16 protein-coding genes are annotated in these 17307 nt (G+C 55.9%); 8 read left to right on the plus strand and 8 right to left on the minus strand.

The window, feature by feature from the left end; all coding sequences use genetic code 11:
• From narJ to CPA45_RS09820, 3 genes are read right to left on the minus strand one after another with little or no spacing between them, the layout of a single operon-like run.
• Positions 1–813, minus strand: a complete 813-nt coding sequence (narJ, locus tag CPA45_RS09810; RefSeq protein ID WP_096651367.1) for a nitrate reductase molybdenum cofactor assembly chaperone — start codon at positions 811–813, stop codon at positions 1–3.
• Positions 806–2368, minus strand: coding sequence for a nitrate reductase subunit beta (narH, locus tag CPA45_RS09815; protein WP_096651368.1), 1563 nt, complete (start codon positions 2366–2368; stop codon positions 806–808). The genes narJ and narH overlap by 8 nt, the downstream gene beginning before the upstream one ends.
• Entirely contained in the window at positions 2365–6192 is a 3828-nt protein-coding gene (locus CPA45_RS09820; RefSeq protein WP_096651369.1) for a nitrate reductase subunit alpha, read from the minus strand. The genes narH and CPA45_RS09820 overlap by 4 nt, the downstream gene beginning before the upstream one ends.
• Positions 6193–6509: 317 nt before the next feature.
• On the opposite strand from CPA45_RS09820, the gene ubiU reads away from it, so the two are divergent.
• The 6 genes from ubiU (at position 6510) to CPA45_RS09850 (ending at position 12032) form a co-directional block, all read left to right on the plus strand.
• The gene (gene ubiU / locus CPA45_RS09825; RefSeq protein ID WP_096651370.1) at positions 6510–7505 is read left to right on the plus strand and encodes a ubiquinone anaerobic biosynthesis protein UbiU; all 996 of its coding nucleotides are present in this window, start codon (positions 6510–6512) and stop codon (positions 7503–7505) included.
• A gap of 9 nt (positions 7506–7514) precedes the next feature.
• The gene (locus tag CPA45_RS09830; protein WP_096651371.1) at positions 7515–8432 is read left to right on the plus strand and encodes a U32 family peptidase; all 918 of its coding nucleotides are present in this window, start codon (positions 7515–7517) and stop codon (positions 8430–8432) included.
• 268 nt (positions 8433–8700) lie between these two features.
• Positions 8701–10443, plus strand: a complete 1743-nt coding sequence (locus CPA45_RS09835; protein WP_096651372.1) for a ribonucleoside triphosphate reductase — start codon at positions 8701–8703, stop codon at positions 10441–10443.
• 43 nt (positions 10444–10486) lie between these two features.
• Positions 10487–10651 carry an anaerobic ribonucleoside-triphosphate reductase gene (gene nrdD, locus CPA45_RS23180; RefSeq protein ID WP_078088996.1) on the plus strand — a complete coding sequence of 55 codons (165 nt, stop codon included), beginning with the start codon at positions 10487–10489 and terminating at the stop codon, positions 10649–10651.
• 67 nt (positions 10652–10718) lie between these two features.
• Positions 10719–11468: an anaerobic ribonucleoside-triphosphate reductase activating protein gene (locus CPA45_RS09845; protein ID WP_096651373.1), complete on the plus strand. Its 750-nt coding sequence runs from the start codon at positions 10719–10721 to the stop codon at positions 11466–11468.
• A gap of 117 nt (positions 11469–11585) precedes the next feature.
• Positions 11586–12032, plus strand: coding sequence for an Rrf2 family transcriptional regulator (locus tag CPA45_RS09850; RefSeq protein ID WP_096651374.1), 447 nt, complete (start codon positions 11586–11588; stop codon positions 12030–12032).
• 34 nt (positions 12033–12066) lie between these two features.
• On the opposite strand, the gene CPA45_RS09855 is transcribed toward CPA45_RS09850, so the two are convergent.
• Positions 12067–13278 (minus strand): NnrS family protein, encoded by a 1212-nt coding sequence (locus tag CPA45_RS09855; protein ID WP_096651375.1) that lies wholly within the window; start codon positions 13276–13278, stop codon positions 12067–12069.
• A 231-nt stretch (positions 13279–13509) separates the two neighbouring features.
• Between CPA45_RS09855 and CPA45_RS09860 the strand changes: the two genes are divergently transcribed.
• Entirely contained in the window at positions 13510–14685 is a 1176-nt protein-coding gene (locus CPA45_RS09860; RefSeq protein WP_096651376.1) for a globin domain-containing protein, read from the plus strand.
• Between the two features lie 34 nt (positions 14686–14719).
• On the opposite strand, the gene ubiT is transcribed toward CPA45_RS09860, so the two are convergent.
• The 4 genes from ubiT to CPA45_RS09880 form a co-directional block, all read right to left on the minus strand.
• Complete coding sequence (gene ubiT, locus CPA45_RS09865) at positions 14720–15268, minus strand: ubiquinone anaerobic biosynthesis accessory factor UbiT (protein ID WP_244287571.1); 549 nt, start codon at positions 15266–15268, stop codon at positions 14720–14722.
• Positions 15269–15359: 91 nt separating this feature from the next.
• Positions 15360–15746, minus strand: coding sequence for a SirB2 family protein (locus CPA45_RS09870; RefSeq protein WP_096651378.1), 387 nt, complete (start codon positions 15744–15746; stop codon positions 15360–15362).
• Positions 15747–15754: 8 nt separating this feature from the next.
• Positions 15755–16147, minus strand: coding sequence for a ribonucleotide reductase subunit alpha (locus CPA45_RS09875; RefSeq protein WP_096651379.1), 393 nt, complete (start codon positions 16145–16147; stop codon positions 15755–15757).
• A 56-nt stretch (positions 16148–16203) separates the two neighbouring features.
• Positions 16204–16806 (minus strand): hypothetical protein, encoded by a 603-nt coding sequence (locus CPA45_RS09880; protein ID WP_244287572.1) that lies wholly within the window; start codon positions 16804–16806, stop codon positions 16204–16206.
• Positions 16807–16982: 176 nt separating this feature from the next.
• Between CPA45_RS09880 and CPA45_RS09885 the strand changes: the two genes are divergently transcribed.
• On the plus strand, positions 16983–17249 hold the full coding sequence (locus tag CPA45_RS09885; RefSeq protein ID WP_244287573.1) for a type IV pili methyl-accepting chemotaxis transducer N-terminal domain-containing protein: 267 nt from the start codon (positions 16983–16985) through the stop codon (positions 17247–17249).
• Positions 17250–17307 lie beyond the last annotated feature (58 nt).

Below are 17307 nucleotides of genomic sequence, written 5' to 3' on the forward strand. Positions count from 1 at the left end.
TTAACGATCGGCGGAAGGAGCGGAAGAGGCATTTAAAGACGGAGCATGCATAATGCGCACCGGCTGACTCTGAACGGTGTGTTTACGCTCGGCCAAGCGACGCCCTTCGGCAGACTGCAGCGCGCAATCCTCATCTGAGGTTGCCGAGAAGCGCACCGCTTCTTCTTCCCATACGGCGTCCAATGCTTCGGGGGTGTTGTCAGGCACTTCTTTTTTGACCTGGGGCCGATGCTCTTCGACATCCCCCTCGGCACCGATTAACGCCAATAGTGACAACGGCACCAGGGCGTGATCCGCCCCCCGCTCCTCCAACCGTGCGGTTAGCAGCGCCAGGATATGGCGTATTTCACCCAGCCAGCGGCCAATCTCGGCGTCGTCGCACAGCGAAAGGTACTCAAGAAACACCGGTAGATGATCGGGCAGTTCACGGGCATCCAGCTCGAAACCGGCCGCGCTGTACTCGGCCATGAGATCCACCATGGCCTGGCCACGGTCACGGGACTCGCCGTGAACGTGCTCGAATAGCAGCAGCGACGTAGCCCGCCCCTTATCGAACATGGCGACGTACTCGGCCTGTAGCTCAAGCAGGTCGCCCTCTTGGAGACGCTGACACCACGCCATTAGCGACGATTTGAGAGCCGCCCCCAGGCGGCGCTCAGCATTGAGAATTTCGATGAGTTCGCCGCAGGCATCCTGCAGTTCCTGGGTTGGGTAATCAAGCAGGCGGGCCAGTACGCGTAGGCTGCGCATGCCCTGTAGCGGCTCGAATGACAGCTCTACCGGGGTCGGCGATTGGGTAGCGGCTTCAGTCATGACGAGACTCCTCAAGTTGTGGCTGCGGGTCGAAGACCTCTACCGGTTTCACCAACACGCTGGTCTGCTTACGGCCATTGAACAGGTTGGGCTGGCTCTCACCGTGGCAACCATCACCAAAGGTAAAGCCGCATCCTCCCCGTTCCGGGAAGGCTTCGGTGGCCATTTCCCGATGGCTGGTGGGGATCACAAACCGATCCTCGTAGTTGGCAATGGCTAGGTAGCGGTACATCTCCTCTACTTGAGCGACGCTAAGCCCCACGGCATCGAGCACGTCGGCGTTGGGGGCACCCTCCACATGCTTGCCGCGCATGTAGACACGCATCGCCATCAAGCGCTTGAGTGCCAACACCACGGGCTCCTCTTCGCCAGCAGTCAACAGGTTAGCCAGGTACTTCACCGGGATACGCAGTGATTCGATCTTGGGCAGGATGCCGTCAAACTCCACATGCCCCGCCTCAGCGGCGGACTGAATCGGCGACAGCGGCGGCACGTACCACACCATCGGTAGCGTGCGGTATTCCGGGTGCAGCGGCAGCGCCAATCCCCAGTCGATAGCCATCTTGTAGACCGGTGAGGCCTGGGCGGCTTTGATGACGTTATCCTGGATGCCATCTCGCTTGGCCTGGGCAATCACTTCCGGATCGTTAGGATCGAGGAAAATCTCGCACTGGCGGTGGTAGAGGTCACGCTCGTCAGGGGAGCTTGCCACTTCCTCGATACGATCAGCGTCATACAGCAGCACGCCGAGATAGCGAATGCGGCCCACACAGGTCTCGGAGCAGATGGTCGGCTGACCGGCCTCGATACGCGGGTAGCAGAAAATACACTTCTCGGACTTACCGCTTTTCCAGTTGTAGTAGATCTTCTTGTAGGGGCAGCCGGAGATACACATCCGCCAGCCACGGCACTTGTCCTGGTCGATTAGAACAATGCCATCCTCTTCCCGCTTGTAGATCGCACCGCTGGGGCAGGACGCCACACAGGTGGGGTTCAAGCAGTGCTCGCACAGGCGCGGCAGATACATCATGAAGGTGTTTTCGAACTGGCCGTAAATATCTGCCTGCACCTTGTCGAAGTTGGCGTCTTTGCGCCGCTTGGCGAACTCGGTGCCGAGAATCTCTTCCCAGTTGGGGCCCCATTCGATCTTTTTCATACGCTGACCGGAAATCAGCGAGCGCGGGCGCGCCACCGGCTGGTGCTCGCCGATTTTGGCGGTATGCAGGTGTTGGTAGTCGAAAGTGAACGGCTCATAGTAGTCATCCATTTCAGGCAGGTCGGGGTTAGCGAAGATGTTCGCCAGCACCCGCCATTTGCCACCAATACGCGGTTCAATCCGGCCATCGGTACGGCGCATCCAGCCGCCCTTCCACTTGGCCTGGTTCTCCCACTCTTTGGGATAGCCGATACCGGGCTTGGTCTCGACATTGTTGAACCAGGCGTACTCCATACCTTCGCGACTGGTCCAAACATTTTTGCAGGTCACCGAACAGGTGTGGCAACCGATACACTTATCAAGGTTGAGAACCATGCCTACCTGGGAACGAATCTTCATTTCACGGCCTCCTGAGCACTGCTCTTGAGAGCACTGTTTTTAAGAGCCACGTTCTCCTGAACACTGTCATTGCCTTCACCATCCAGCCAGTCAACGTGTTTCATCTTGCGCACTAACACGAACTCATCGCGGTTTGAGCCGACGGTGCCGTAGTAATTAAAACTGTAAGAGAGCTGCGCGTAGCCGCCGATCATATGGGTTGGCTTGGGGCAGACCCGGGTGACCGAGTTGTGGATACCGCCCCGTGTGCCGGTGACCTCAGAGCCTGGGACGTTCACGTTGCGCTCCTGGGCGTGGTACATCATCACCATGCCCGCCTTCACCCGCTGGCTGACCACTGCCCGCGCGGCAATCGAGCCGTTGGCGTTGTAGACCTCGATCCAGTCGTTGTCCTCGATATCGATCTCGGCAGCGTCCGCCTCGGAGAGCCACACCACCGGGCCGCCTCGGTTAAGCGTCAACATCAGCAGGTTGTCCGAGTAAGTGGAGTGGATGCCCCACTTCTGGTGCGGCGTGAGGAAGTTCAGCGCCTTGCTCTTGAAGCCGTTGTCGGCGGGAAGCTGGAAGCCTTTGGCCGCTTTGGTATCGATGGGCGGACGATAGACCAGCAGGCTTTCGCCGAAAGCGCGCATCCAGGCATGATCCTGATAGAACTGCTGGCGACCACTCACGGTGCGCCAAGGGATCAGCTCGTGAACGTTGGTGTAACCGGCGTTATAGGAGACATGCTCATCCTCAAGGCCGGACCAAGTTGGGCTGGAGATAATCTTGCGTGGCTGGGCGACAACATCGCGGAAGCGGATCTTCTCCTCCTGCTTGGGCCTCGCCAGGTGGGTGTGGTCGCGTCCGGTAATTTTGGAGAGTGCATCCCACGCTTTTACTGCCACGGCGCCGTTGGTTTCCGGTGCCAGGGTCAGAATCATCTCGGCGGCATCGATAGCGCTATCGATCAACGGGCGCCCTTTATGCGGGCCGTCCAGCTTGCGATGGTTTAGTTTGCCCAGCAGCTCGACTTCCGCATCGGTATTCCAGGCGATGCCCTTGCCGCCGTTACCGATGCTTTCCAGCAACGGCCCTACAGAGGTGAAGCGCTCATAGGTTTCGGGATAGTTGCGCTTGACCTCAATCAGCGATGGCATGGTCTTGCCGGGAATCGGCGCGCATTCGCCCTTCTTCCAATCCATCACTGCCGGCTGGGCCAATTCTCCTGGCGAGTCGTGCTGCATCGGCAGCGTGACCAGGTCGGTCTCTTCGCCCAGGTGGCCTACACACACCTTGGAAAACGCCTTGGCAATACCCTTGTAAATATCCCAGTCGCTGCGCGATTCCCAAGCCGGGTCGGTGGCGGCAGTCAAGGGGTGAATAAAGGGGTGCATGTCTGACGTGTTAAGGTCGTCCTTCTCATACCAGGTCGCCGTAGGCAGCACGATATCCGAGTAGAGGCAGGTGGTGGACATGCGGAAATCCAGCGTCACCAGCAGGTCGAGCTTGCCTTCCGGCGCCTCGTCACGCCATACGACTTCTTCAGGCTTCTGGCCGCCGAAATCACCCAGATCTTTACCCTGAATACCGTGGCGAGTACCCAGCAGGTACTTGAGCATGTACTCATGGCCCTTACCGGAGCTGCCCAGCAAGTTGGAACGCCAGATGAACATATTACGCGGGAAGTTCTCTGGCGCGTCCGGGTCTTCCGCGGCAAAGCGCAGTTCACCACTCTTGAGCTGCTGAACCGCATAGTCGGCAGTGGACATGCCCGCGGCTGCGGCTTTTTTGGCCAGGCGCAGCGGGTTAGTGTCTAGCTGAGGTGCCGACGGCAGCCAGCCCATGCGCTCGGCGCGTACGTTAAAGTCGATCAGACTACCGGGGTAATCCTCGACCTTGGCCAACGGTGACAGGATCTCTTTGATCTCGAGCTTTTCGTAGCGCCACTGGGAGGAGTGGTTATAAAAGAACGAGGTAGAATTCATATGGCGCGGCGGGCGTTGCCAGTCGAGTCCGAAGGCTAGCGGCGTCCAGCCAGTCTGCGGACGCAGTTTTTCCTGACCAACATAGTGGGCCCAGCCGCCACCACTCTGACCGATACAACCACACATCACCAGCATATTGATCAGGCCGCGGTAGTTCATATCCATGTGGTACCAGTGGTTCATACCCGCACCGACGATGATCATGCTACGGCCGTTGGTTTTATGGGCGTTGTCGGCAAACTCTCGAGCAATGCGGGTGCACTGCTCTGCTGGGACACCGGTGATTTTCTCCTGCCACGCGGGGGTATAGGGGCGAATCTGATCAAACGAGGTCGCGCCATCATCTTCGCCGTCGCCAACAAAACCACGGTCGATACCGTAGTTGGCACACATCAGATCAAAAACGGTGACCGCCAGCATGTCGCTGCCATCGGCTCTCTTCAAACGTTTGGCGGGCAAATTGTGGAACAGTAGGTCTTCGGCGGCGCCAACACCGGCCCCTTTAACGTGTTCAAAGTGCTCGTGCTCGATGCCACCAAAGTAAGGGAACGCCACGCGCGCCACGCTATCGTGGTGGTTGACCAAACTTAGTAACGGCTTGATTTCAGTGCCTGCGGCGTCCAGCGACTCCAGATTCCACTTGCCCACTTCATCGCCAGTTTCGCCCCAGCGGAAACCGATGGAACCGCGTGGTACCACCAGCTGGTCACGGGATTCGTCCCAGGCGACGGTTTTCCACTCAGGGTTGTTTTCCTGGCCCAGAGCGGCGTCAAAATCACTGGCACGCAATTGGCGACCCGGTGCGAAGCTGCCATCTTCCCGCGCTTCCAGTTCCACCAGGAACGGCATGTCGGTATAGCGGCGCACATAATCAGTAAAGTAAGCACTGGGGTTCTCAAGGTGGAATTCCTTAAGGATGACATGGCCCATGGCCATCGCCAGGGCCGCATCGGTGCCCTGTTTGGCGGAAAGCCACTCGTCGGTAAGTTTGGAGACTTCGGCATAATCCGGGGTGATCGAGACCGTCTTGGTGCCCTTGTAACGTACTTCGGTAAAGAAGTGGGCATCCGGGGTACGCGTCTGGGGCACGTTGGAGCCCCAGGCAATAATGTAGCCGGAGTTGTACCAGTCAGCAGACTCAGGTACGTCGGTCTGCTCGCCCCAGGTCATCGGTGAGGCTGGCGGCAAGTCGCAATACCAGTCGTAGAAGCTCATGCAAACGCCGCCAATCAGCGATAGGTAGCGACTACCGGCGGCGTAGCTGACCATCGACATGGCAGGAATCGGCGAGAAGCCAATGATTCGGTCGGGGCCATACTGCTTGGCGGTGTAAACGTTAGAGGCCGCCACCAGTTCGTTAAGCTCGTCCCAGTTACCGCGCACGAAGCCGCCCATGCCGCGAGCACGCTTGTACTGCTTGGTCTTGGCGGGGTCTTCGACAATAGACGCCCAGGCATCTACCGGGTCTGGGTTAGCCTTCAGCGCTTCGCGCCATAGCGCCAGCAGCGGCTTGCGAATCAACGGATACTTGAGACGGTTGGCGCTGTACATGTACCAGGAGTAGCTGGCGCCCCGTGGGCAGCCACGCGGCTCATGGTTGGGCAGGTCGGGGCGGGTACGCGGATAGTCGGTCTGCTGGGTTTCCCAGGTAACCAAACCGTTTTTAACGTAGATCTTCCAGCTACAGGAGCCGGTGCAGTTCACACCATGGGTGGAACGCACCACTTTATCGTGTTGCCAGCGGGCACGATAACTATCTTCCCAGTGGCGGGATTCGCTACGTAGTTCGCCATGCTCATTAGCAAAAGGCTCGCGGGACTTGCGGAAGAAATTCAGCCGATCTATGAAGTGACTCATGGTCGATCTCCAGGCTCCTCGGAAATTTGCGTTACCCGCCAAGCGGGTTCCATAGAGTGGAGTCTGCGCGATCGATAAGGGGATTGCTGCGTGATTACCTACATATAGACCCTGTCTACCCCCAAGGTGATAGAGCGGCAAACTGAAAGGAATAGGTGATTAGCGCTATCGAGGCTATACCGCTTGCACCCAGCGGGTTTGGCCTGCTGAGGCGTCAATAGCCGCTTTTCGAAAGCCCCACCGTTATGACCTGTGTCAAAAGGCAACAAGAAATAGCTGACTAAGATACCCGGACTTTCATCTTAGGAGCCTCCGCTATGGAGCTTGTATGCCCTGCTGGCAACCTGCCCGCTCTAAAGCGTGCTGTGGATAAAGGAGCTGATGCCATCTATTTCGGCTTCCAGAACATCACCAATGCGCGCCAGTTTGCTGGACTGAATTTCACCGAAAAACGCGCCCGAGAGGGAATAGACTATGCCCATAAGCAGGGAAAGCGGGTGTTCTGCGCGATTAACACCTACCCCCAGCCCAATGGCTGGCAGCAGTGGACCCGCGCCGTGGACCAGGCGGTCAATATGGGTGTGGATGCATTAATCCTCGCCGATATGGGGCTGCTCGATTATGCCACTAAGCACCATCCTGACGTGGCACGCCATCTTTCGGTACAAGGGTCGGCAACCAGTCATGAAGCGCTACGCTTTTATCATCAGCATTTCGGCATCAAGCGTGCCGTACTGCCACGGGTGTTATCCATCACCCAGGTTCGCGACCTGGCTAAGCAGACACCTGTAGAGCTTGAGGTTTTTGCCTTTGGTAGCCTGTGTATCATGGCTGAAGGGCGCTGCTATCTGTCTTCCTACCTCACCGGCGAGTCGCCCAATACTCGGGGCGTCTGCTCACCAGCGGCTCATGTACGCTGGGAAGAGACGCCTCGCGGCTTGGAGTCGCGCCTGAACAATGTGCTGATTGATCGCTACGCTGAGGGTGAGCGCGCTGGCTACCCAACCCTGTGTAAGGGCCGCTTTGAGGTAACGGGTGGGACCTATCACGCCATCGAGGAGCCCACCAGTCTCAATACCCTGGAGCTACTGCCGGAGCTGCGCAACCTGGGCATCAGCGCGGTAAAAATCGAAGGGCGCCAGCGCAGCCCCGCCTATGTGTCGAAGGTTGCGGGCATTTGGCGACAGGCGTTGGACCGTCTCGAACACGCTCCTGGGCGTTTTCATCCAGAACACGCCTGGATGGAGGGCCTTGCTGAACTTTCCGAAGGTGCAACCACCACGTTGGGCGCCTACGAGCGTCGCTGGAAATAGGAGTTCACCATGACGACACCCCCTACCCTGCAACTGTCCCTGGGTCCGGTGCTCTTCTACTGGACACGCGAGCATTACGCCAACTTCTACCGTGAAGCGGCCGACTGGCCAGTGGAGATTATCACCCTAGGCGAAACGGTCTGCTCGCGGCGCCGCGATATGAAGTTGGACGACTGGCTAGGCATAGGCCGCGAACTTTCCCAGGCAGGTAAGCAGATAGTTCTCGCCAGCCAAACCCTGATTGAGTCCGAGGCTGACCTGCGGGATTTGCGAAAGATTTGTGACAACGGCAACTTTATCGTCGAAGCCAACGACCAAAGCGCCCTACAACTCCTCTCCCATGCCGGGCTACCATTTATCGCTGGGGCGGCGCTCAACCTCTACAACCCCGCCACCTTAGGCGTTATGAATCGTGCAGGAATGCAGCGTTGGCAGGCACCGGTGGAAATGTCCCGGGACGACCTGGCCCAGCTCATCGCCGATGGTCATCAGGCGGGTGTGAACCAGCCCTGTGAAGTGTTTGCCTACGGTCACTTGCCGCTAGCTTGGTCATCACGCTGCTTTACTGCCCGACGCCACCAAAAATCCAAAGACCGCTGCCAGTTCGTTTGCCAAAAATATCCTGAAGGCTTAGTGCTGCGTACTCAAGAATCCCGAGATGTTTTCACCCTGAACGGTATTCAGACGCTTTCAAGCGCTTGCCAGGATCTCCGCCATGAGCTTACGACCATGACCAACATGGGAGTTTCAGTGGCGCGCCTCAGCCCACGGGCAGAAGGCATGGCCGAGGTGGTCCATGCCTTCGACCAAGCCCGAAATGGCAGTCTGCCACCTCCCGATCCTCTAACACTGGTGGAGGTTGGCATCTGCGACGGCTATTGGTACGGCCGCCCGGGTATGGACAACACCCGCCCCCAGGCCAACTAACGCAGAAGCTTAACTACCAAGCTTAACTACCACTACATCCTCCCTTTAGATGGCTCTGCCTAGCAGCAGAGCCTGTTGAGGCATGCGCCTTTATCCCAGTAAACCTCCCTGGCGGACGCCTGCATACGAATACTCTTAGCGCCTCATTTTTTATGCATATCCAACCACTGATGATCTGGATCACTTTTTTAAAAATCGTGGCAGCCTATCCTTATAAACAACATATGGTAATTTTATTTTAAACAAATACCACATATAGGAGACAGAGGTGCCAACCACCACCAGCGTTCAGATAGCAAAGCGCCATATCGATGTCGCTTCGACGGTCAACGAGTACCTTCAACGCGCCGATTGGCGTGTCCATGCCAATGCCAATCAGGGCTATTCACTGGGTGGTTTGATCCTTAATGTCTCTGGCAAGCTAATCGCCAACTACTGGCTCGATGAGATTTACCCGCACGCAGTGGGTGAAGCCCACCGAGAAGGTGACCTGCATATTCATGACCTGGATATGCTGTGCGGCTATTGCGCTGGCTGGTCGCTACGCACTCTGCTACTTGAGGGATTCAATGGTGTGCCGGGGCGCGCCGAAAGCCACCCACCCCGCCACCTTTCCAGTGCTCTGGGGCAAATGGTTAATTTTCTTGGCACCTTGCAGAACGAGTGGGCTGGGGCACAAGCCTTCAGCTCTTTCGATACCTATCTGGCACCCTACGTGCGCAAGGACAGCCTCACCTACGCACAGATCAAGCAGGCGCTTCAGGAATTTATCTACAACCTCAATGTGCCTTCCCGCTGGGGTAGCCAGACGCCCTTCACCAACCTAACCTTCGATTGGGTTTGCCCCGACGACCTGCGCCAACAGATACCGGTTATCGGTGGCGAGGAGCAGCCGTTCAGCTACGGCGAACTGCAGGTTGAAATGGATTTAATTAACCGGGCCTATTTGGAAATAATGGAGGCCGGGGACCGCCACGGGCGTGTGTTCACCTTTCCTATCCCCACTTATAACATCACCCATGATTTCGACTGGGAAAGCGACAACGCCGAGCGGCTCTTCGCGCTGACCGCCAAGTATGGTTTGCCCTACTTTCAGAACTTTCTAAATTCGGATCTGGAACCCCATATGGTGCGCTCCATGTGCTGCCGTCTGCAGCTTGATTTGAGTGAACTACTCAAACGCGGCAACGGCCTATTTGGCAGCGCGGAGCAAACTGGCTCACTGGGGGTCGTGACGATTAACTGCGCTCGGTTAGGCTACCGCTTCGCAGGTGACCGAGAGGGGCTGTTCAACGAGCTGGATCGTTTGCTGTCGCTTGGGCGAGATAGCCTCGAACTCAAGCGCGAACGCATCCAGCAGTTAATGGATCAAGGGCTCTATCCATTTACCCAGCGCTATCTGGGCACGCTGCGCAACCATTTCTCCACTCTGGGAGTGAACGGGCTCAACGAAATGGTGCGTAACTTTAGCGGTGACTGCTTCAACATCGCTGATCCCCAGGGGCTACAGCTGGCACTAGACCTGCTGGATCACGTTCGCGAGCGGATGCGCGAATTCCAAGAGCAGACCGGTCATATGTATAACCTGGAAGCCACACCGGCGGAGGGCACGACGCACCGTTTTGCCCGGGAGGATCTGACTCGCTTTCCTGACATTCTTCAGGCCGGTACACCCGAGGCGCCCTATTACACCAACTCCAGTCAATTACCGGTAGGCCATACCGATGATCCCTTTGAGGCACTCAGTCACCAGGATCCTTTACAGGCGCGCTATACCGGCGGCACGGTACTGCATCTCTATATGCACGAACGAATCACATCGGCCTCTGCCTGCCGCAAGCTGGTTAAAACGGCGCTCGCTAACTTTCGCTTACCCTACCTCACAGTGACACCCACGTTTTCGATCTGCCCGGTGCATGGCTACCTGGCCGGCGAACATGAGTTCTGTCCCAAGTGCGATGAAGCACTGTGGACGCAAACGGCGAGCGTAACCGACGCCGCCATGACATGAGGCATTTGCCTTACTTTTATCAACCTGTTTAAGGAACTCTCTGATGCAAACCACTCGATACGCTAGCTTGCCCACAGAACAGCGCCAGCGCTGCGAAGTCTGGACCCGCGTTATGGGTTACCACCGACCAGTAAGCCAATTCAATATCGGTAAGCGTGCCGAACACCAGGAACGTCGCCATTTTACTGAAGGCGCCGCCTCTCTGTAACTACCCCTTATCTTTCACTCTAGACTGCTGGGTACCTCGCAACAGGCACCCAGCAGGGATTATTGCTATGTCTATTATCGCGACGCTTGATGACACCAGCGCCGTACCAGGCACTGTTCGCCTGCCTATCGCTGGCCTAGTACCGATGACCACTCTGGATTACCCAGACCATCTAGCGTGCGTTGTTTTTCTACAAGGGTGCCCGCTACGGTGTGGCTACTGCCACAATCCCAGCATGATCGCGCCGCGACGAAGTGAGCCCCATGAGTGGCAGGCAGTGCTGGAATTCCTGGCTACCCGGAAAAACCTGCTGGAAGCCGTGGTCTTCAGCGGAGGGGAGCCAACCTTGAGTGCCGACTTGCCCGCAGCGGTAAAGGAAGTGAAAGCACTGGGCTTTAAGGTAGGGCTACATACCGCTGGCCCTTATCCTGAACGGCTCACCCAGCTATTGCCACATCTGGATTGGGTGGGGTTGGATGTAAAGGGGCGCGGAAAAGAGTTTGATCGCATTTGCGGCCGTACTGGTATCTGGCAGCGCCATACACGCAGCCTAGTAGCGCTGCTCGAAAGTGAGATCAACTTTGAATGCCGCACTACGATTCACTGGCAGGATTTTCAGCTTACCGATGTGGAACGACTGGCACTGACGCTTGCCGACTGCGGAGTACGCCACTACGCACTACAGGTGGCTCGCGGTGGTCAATGCCTTGACGCCAGCTATGCTCAGCCTGTTCCCCATGCGCCCTCTAGCGCTCGATTAAATGCGCTGGTCAAGCGTTTAGAACCACATTTTCATCGACTTGAGTTACGTCAGTAAAGCCTATCGCCTCAGCCAATGTCAGCGGCCCTTAATCCGCGCTCTCATTGCAACTTACTTAACATTCATACAACATGCTTTTTATAGCCGGATTACTCTCGGAGCAACGTCAACTCCATGCACCTCACCCGATTCACTGATTATTCGATACGCGTATTGATCTTTCTTGCTGTGAAGGGAGAAGAGCGCTCGACCATTAATGAGATCGCAGAGACCTTTGATATTTCTCGCAATCATTTGATGAAAATCGTTCAGGAACTTAGCCAGAAAAATTACGTTACCGCTATTCGTGGCAAGAATGGTGGTTTGCTGCTAACCCGCGACCCCGCTACGATCGTGCTGGGCGAGCTGGTACGCGAGATGGAACACGACATGGAATTAGTGGAGTGTTTTCATAGCAAAAACGCCTGCATCATTACCCCCGCATGCCGCCTTCAGCCGATTCTTAATAATGCCTTGTCAGCATTTTTAGATGTACTCGACCACTATACATTGGCCGACCTGTTGGGCAATCAGCAGCCTCAACTGGCACAACTTATGCGCATCCCCGCCGTTAACGCTTAGTGCTCACTGGCTAAAGTGAAAATGTTTCACTCCTTCAGCCATCCTGTCCATCGACTCGCGCCTGCATCAGTGGCAGCGTGTAGTGCGCTAGAAATATGGCGTAGGCCAAGCACCAAAAGATAATACTCAACGTATAGGTCCAGTGGGTAATCTGAGGAAATAACGCTAATACGGGAGAACGCACCACTGCGGCGATGAGCATCAATCCCAGCGCAACACCAATACCCGGTAGGGTGCGTATTGGTCGGCCTGTATGGCCTAGCGAAACCCTGGCCATCATTGCCAGCATCATTACCCCCATCCCTCCAATACTCAACGCATGAACCGCCAGTTCAGTGCGTATCAGTCCCATTAGCGCCAATACCCACATGACGAGACCTAAGGGGATAAAGGCGTAGCTGCCGTGCAATCCCCACAGTAACGGTTCGCGCCAGCTGTAAAGTCCCCCCCAACGCGCCATACGCACCGTATTAGCGAACGCCGCCAGTAGCATTACACTGCCCATTAGGGCCGCGGGAACGGCAATACCCAGCATGATGGCCGACTGCAGCAGAACGACGCTAACCGTGCTCGCCAGCGTAACACCTTCAAGCAAGGGGATAGGAGCCGGTTTGGGGCGCCCCAATCGATTTGCAGTAAACATGGCAATCACCCGACCGCCTACCACTGTCATCATAAGGCTGATCAGCAGCACAGCTAAGTAGGCAGCGTTGCGAACCAGTGCATAGTCGCCATTTATCATGCCCAGGTGCATCGCCAAGTTAGCAATAGCCAATAGCGCCAGTACGGGAATAAAGATCAAATTACGCCAGCGTTTCGCAGTAATCACCAACTTCGCCATAACGATAGCAACCGCGGGTAGAAATGCCAGATCGACCACCACCAACACCCAGGCTGGCAATGCCATGGGAAAGGCCATCAGCAACCTACCTAACAACCATAACAGCACTAGCGCTAGCAGCGGCCCACCGCTTACGCTCGGCAATCCGGTCCAGTTGCGTACCGCTGTCAGTAAGAACCCCGCTACCACCGCCGCCGCAAAGCCAAACAGCATTTCATGCTGATGCCAAAAAATCAGGCCACCGTAGGGGCGCAATAAAATATTGCCATGCCAGAAAGCTAGCCACACCAGCAGGGAAACCACACTAAACAGAGCTGCCAACAGAAAGAAAGGCCGAAAAGCTAGGCGCATTAATGGCAACGACGTTGGCTTGTCAGCAGGCTGGGCGGAGGTAATAGTTGGCATGGCATAATCCCGACTAAATTACTTGGAAATACGATTGTGCGCCTAGCAACCCCCAAAAACCATGACAAGTATCAAAAATACATCTTATATTTTTAGCTGCCGACCACCTATCAGCCACTGCCGTATTTACTCCGCAACAAAACGTATAAATCTCACGTCAAGGTTGGCATTTGATACCTTTGCACTATAAGATTCATTATAAATACATCTTAAAGACCAGAGGTATTAACCGTGCTAACACATGAGCAGGAACAATGGATTGAGACGACAGCCCCAGTCGTTGCTGAACACCTAGACGCTATTACTCAGCGCTTCTACCCGCTGATGTTCACCCGCTACCCAGAAGTCAAACCACTATTTAATGAGGCACATCAGCAAAGCGGTGGTCAGCCTCGTGCCTTGGCTAGCGCCGTGCTGGCCTATGTGAAGCTACGCAGCAACCCTGCCCAGGCCCGCGCCACCTTGGCCGTTGTGGTCAGTAAACATGTCTCGTTGGGTATTCTTCCTGAGCAGTACCCCATCGTGGGTGAGTGCTTGCTGGCCGCAATTGGCGATGTACTCGGCGATGCCGTGACACCAGCAATCGCCGATGCCTGGGGCGCGCTGTATAACGAGCTCGCCGCTCTTCTGATCGATCTTGAAGACCAGCGCTATCGCGAGTTCGAACAGCGCTTAGGCGGTTGGCGAGGTACGCGCCGGTTCAAGATTGCCAGTACCCAGCAGGAAAGTGCGTTAATTCGCTCTTTTATTCTGGTACCCGAGGATGGCGGCACTGTGGCTGACCATGAGCCAGGGCAATATATCGGTGTACGGCTCACCATTAACGGCGAACCGGTCTATCGGCACTACAGCCTATCGGATACTCCCAATGGTCGGAGTTATCGCATCTCAATCAAACGCGAAGCAGAGGGGCAAGTCAGTCGTCATTTCCACGATGTTCTGCAACCAGGCGATACCCTAGAATTGCTACCTCCCGCAGGCGACCTGACACTGGTAGAGGGCGACGAGCCGTTGCTGCTGGCCAGCGGAGGAGTTGGTCAAACGCCACTACTGCCTCTAGCTCGGCAGGCTTTGGCGCTTGGCCGTCAGGTCGTCTATCTACACGCTGCCTTGGATGCCCAGCACCAAGCCTTTACAAGTGAAGTGGAAGCGCTCAAGGCCGAGTACCCGCAGTGCCTTAAGGCAGTTCGCATTCATGAACGCGGCAACGAAGCCGAGCATATTGGCCGCATTGATCACCGATTATTAGCTCACTACTTGCCTAGTCTTAAAACACGTTGCTACTTCGTCGGCCCTCAAGGGTTTATGACAGCAATTAATAGTGCTCTGTCTGAACTGGGTATCGGCGAGGATCGCCGCCACTTTGAGCACTTTGGCCCATCACGACCACTCGGCGTGGCTGGATAAAAGGCTGGTCCCCAAGGGCTAGGGGCGGGGTAAATTACCCTCTACGTGCCAACCGCTCCAGCCCCATCAACACTTCCCCTAAACGTCCTTGAGCAAAACCCTCTTCACGACCATCCAGTAAATTTTTCAGCATTAACCCCAGTTCTGTATCCCCTTCGATTACTAAACGACGCTGGAAAAACAGGCTATCGGGGTCTTCATGGCGAGTGGCAAGACACAGAAATTCACGCCATCCACCACGAATGGTGGCCTCGCCACTCTCACGGCATAACATCAATCGCTGAGCCTTAAGTGTCAGGCTTAGCGTTACCCCCACATCAACGATAGCGAGGCTGATGCGACGACCTTCCAAAGCATCGAACTCCCCCTCTTCCAGCGGCACAGCAAAGGTACGGTTTAGCAAAGGCTCCACTAAACGCCGCTTGATAGTAAAAGGTATCCGTGGATCTAGAAGTCGGATCATACGGCTGGGGGTGATGGTAGAGAGTCGAGGAGCTGAGAGAATGGAAGGGGAAAAAGGTCGCAAGGACATAAAACAAGCACTCCAGGCAAAAGCGTCAGCAGCAAACGTTATATAACTCATGCTATGCACTACCATGGCACGCCGAACTGATGTGCATCAGTAGAAATGGAATAACCCCCTACTTGATCATCTTGCGAGTGAGCTTTTCAGCTCAAGCCAACCAGGACAGAGGGCTGTGGCGCATGGCGGCTCCCACCATGTAAATAAAGATGGTCACCGCTATTACAGCAGCAACGCCACGCACTGTTGGCGTTGCTCCACGCTTAATCGCGATGGTGCCAATGCCGATATAGGCCAGCAACGCCAGTAACTTGGCGCCAAGCCAAGGAAGCTGCCAGGGCCATATGGAAAGTAACACCACCAAGGTCACCCCCAGCCCTAGCAAGGCCGTATCAATGAGATGGGGCAGTATCTTGACCCAGCGAACATTGAGCCATGGACTTTCCTTTACCGACCACCAGGCACGAACCACGAACAGCGTAATGCTCAGCGCAGCGGCGGTAATGTGCAGGTGCTTGATGAGAAAATAGTGCTCCATGGTCCCCCCTAGCCAATATTTACGGCATCGCCGTGTGGATCGAAGGCAAGAAAAGAAGCGATATTACCCATCTGCAACGATTCCATCATGCGCTGCAGCTGTCGCTCAACCTCAGCGTCATCCTTTGGGTCATCCATGGCAGCAGCGAATACCAAATTCCATTCGATCCCGGTACGGCGAGACTCTTCGACCAGCGCCACCATGCTGCTCAGCTCCTCCGGCGACTTATCTACACATACCACCGGCACCAACACACCCCCCTCGCCCTGCTCGAAGCGACGGCGCTGTTCGGCATCGGGAAAATCTGGCAGCTCTGCACGTACAAACACAAACAGCAGCCGTTGCAGCTTAGGTTGCTTACGAGCTTCTTGCAGTAAATCGGCAAACGTCGCTATCGCCATGGAGTAGACCTTATGGTTACAGTTATTGAGATGCGTGTGTTCAGTTATACAAGCCGTCACTCAGAAGCATGAGCTAGCACGTATGGCGTAGGAGCCTCGACGAAAAGCCATAGCAGCAACATCACCATGGCGAGAGGAACCATCAGGCTCAATGGCGCTGCTCGCCACCCATAGGCTTGCACCACCAATGGCACCAGCCGTAAAGACAACCCCACACCCGCCAGTAAAGCCAGGCAGAGACCGGCTAGCAAACGCCCAGGGCAACCAGGTATCCAGCCCTGCGCATGCGCTATGCCTGTGACGATAATGGCTCCACCCACTCCCAGCCCAATTCCTACCAAAATAAACTCCCACGGCTGGCTCGCCACCCCGAACCAGCCCAGCGATAACGCCAGCCCGAGCAGTAGCCACTGCATTAAGCAGCAAGTATCACTGTGCCGGGCTATACGCCACGTCGGCCATGCCAATAAAACACCGCTAATCAGCGGTAACAGCACATAGGAAGCATCGATTGCCAGCAATCCATAGAGCGACCAACTGGCAACGGCAAGGGCACTTGCCAGAGGTACCAGCAGCATGGCCACTAGCCGCTGATAGCCATTTACGGGTACTGGCTCGTTTGATGTCTCCCACATGGGAGGCGGCACGGATGAAGGCATGGCGTTTCCCAGTTGGGGTATAAAGACATCGGAAGACATGCCAGAATTGTCGGCAAATACCTAGTGCAGGTCAAAAAACATCAGAGGTAGACCGGCTAACCCTAAAGGAATAGCCCTCGTAACAAAATGCAGACAGTGCCACACTCTGTTACCTCTTCCGCGCTATCGGAACTGCCATGAAATTACTTCAACGCTCCCTGGTTGCTCGCATTATTGCGTCCCTGCTAGCCATCAGCGGCATGGCACTCATTAGCATCACCCTGACCATGGCAATGTCTAACAGCAGCCGAGGCGATGCTGCCGCGATCAATGTCGCAGGCTCCCTACGCATGAATGCTTATCAGATCATGGGGGCTTTGCAGCGCCTGGAGTATGCCCCTGAGGAGGCAAGCGAAGAGCAACTCGAAGCTCTAGTGACGCGCTTTGTTCTGGTCAAGTCGTAGCGGACACTTTTATTAAGCTGCTTCCGCGATTTTCTCGATCTCCCTTGGCGCGTGGTAG

The sequence above is a fragment of the Vreelandella nigrificans genome (genome assembly GCF_002374315.1).
GTDB classification, from domain to species: domain Bacteria; phylum Pseudomonadota; class Gammaproteobacteria; order Pseudomonadales; family Halomonadaceae; genus Vreelandella; species Vreelandella nigrificans.

Coding starts and splice junctions, on each gene's coding strand:
- narJ (WP_096651367.1), bottom strand. CDS start 813: ATGACTGAAGCCGCTACCCAATCGCCGACCCCGGTAGAGCTGTCATTC.
- narH (WP_096651368.1), bottom strand. CDS start 2,368: ATGAAGATTCGTTCCCAGGTAGGCATGGTTCTCAACCTTGATAAGTGT.
- CPA45_RS09820 (WP_096651369.1), bottom strand. CDS start 6,192: ATGAGTCACTTCATAGATCGGCTGAATTTCTTCCGCAAGTCCCGCGAG.
- ubiU (WP_096651370.1), top strand. CDS start 6,510: ATGGAGCTTGTATGCCCTGCTGGCAACCTGCCCGCTCTAAAGCGTGCT.
- CPA45_RS09830 (WP_096651371.1), top strand. CDS start 7,515: ATGACGACACCCCCTACCCTGCAACTGTCCCTGGGTCCGGTGCTCTTC.
- nrdD (WP_078088996.1), top strand. CDS start 10,487: ATGCAAACCACTCGATACGCTAGCTTGCCCACAGAACAGCGCCAGCGC.
- CPA45_RS09845 (WP_096651373.1), top strand. CDS start 10,719: ATGTCTATTATCGCGACGCTTGATGACACCAGCGCCGTACCAGGCACT.
- CPA45_RS09850 (WP_096651374.1), top strand. CDS start 11,586: ATGCACCTCACCCGATTCACTGATTATTCGATACGCGTATTGATCTTT.
- CPA45_RS09855 (WP_096651375.1), bottom strand. CDS start 13,278: ATGCCAACTATTACCTCCGCCCAGCCTGCTGACAAGCCAACGTCGTTG.
- ubiT (WP_244287571.1), bottom strand. CDS start 15,268: ATGAGTTATATAACGTTTGCTGCTGACGCTTTTGCCTGGAGTGCTTGT.
- CPA45_RS09870 (WP_096651378.1), bottom strand. CDS start 15,746: ATGGAGCACTATTTTCTCATCAAGCACCTGCACATTACCGCCGCTGCG.
- CPA45_RS09875 (WP_096651379.1), bottom strand. CDS start 16,147: ATGGCGATAGCGACGTTTGCCGATTTACTGCAAGAAGCTCGTAAGCAA.
- CPA45_RS09880 (WP_244287572.1), bottom strand. CDS start 16,806: ATGCCTTCATCCGTGCCGCCTCCCATGTGGGAGACATCAAACGAGCCA.
- CPA45_RS09885 (WP_244287573.1), top strand. CDS start 16,983: ATGAAATTACTTCAACGCTCCCTGGTTGCTCGCATTATTGCGTCCCTG.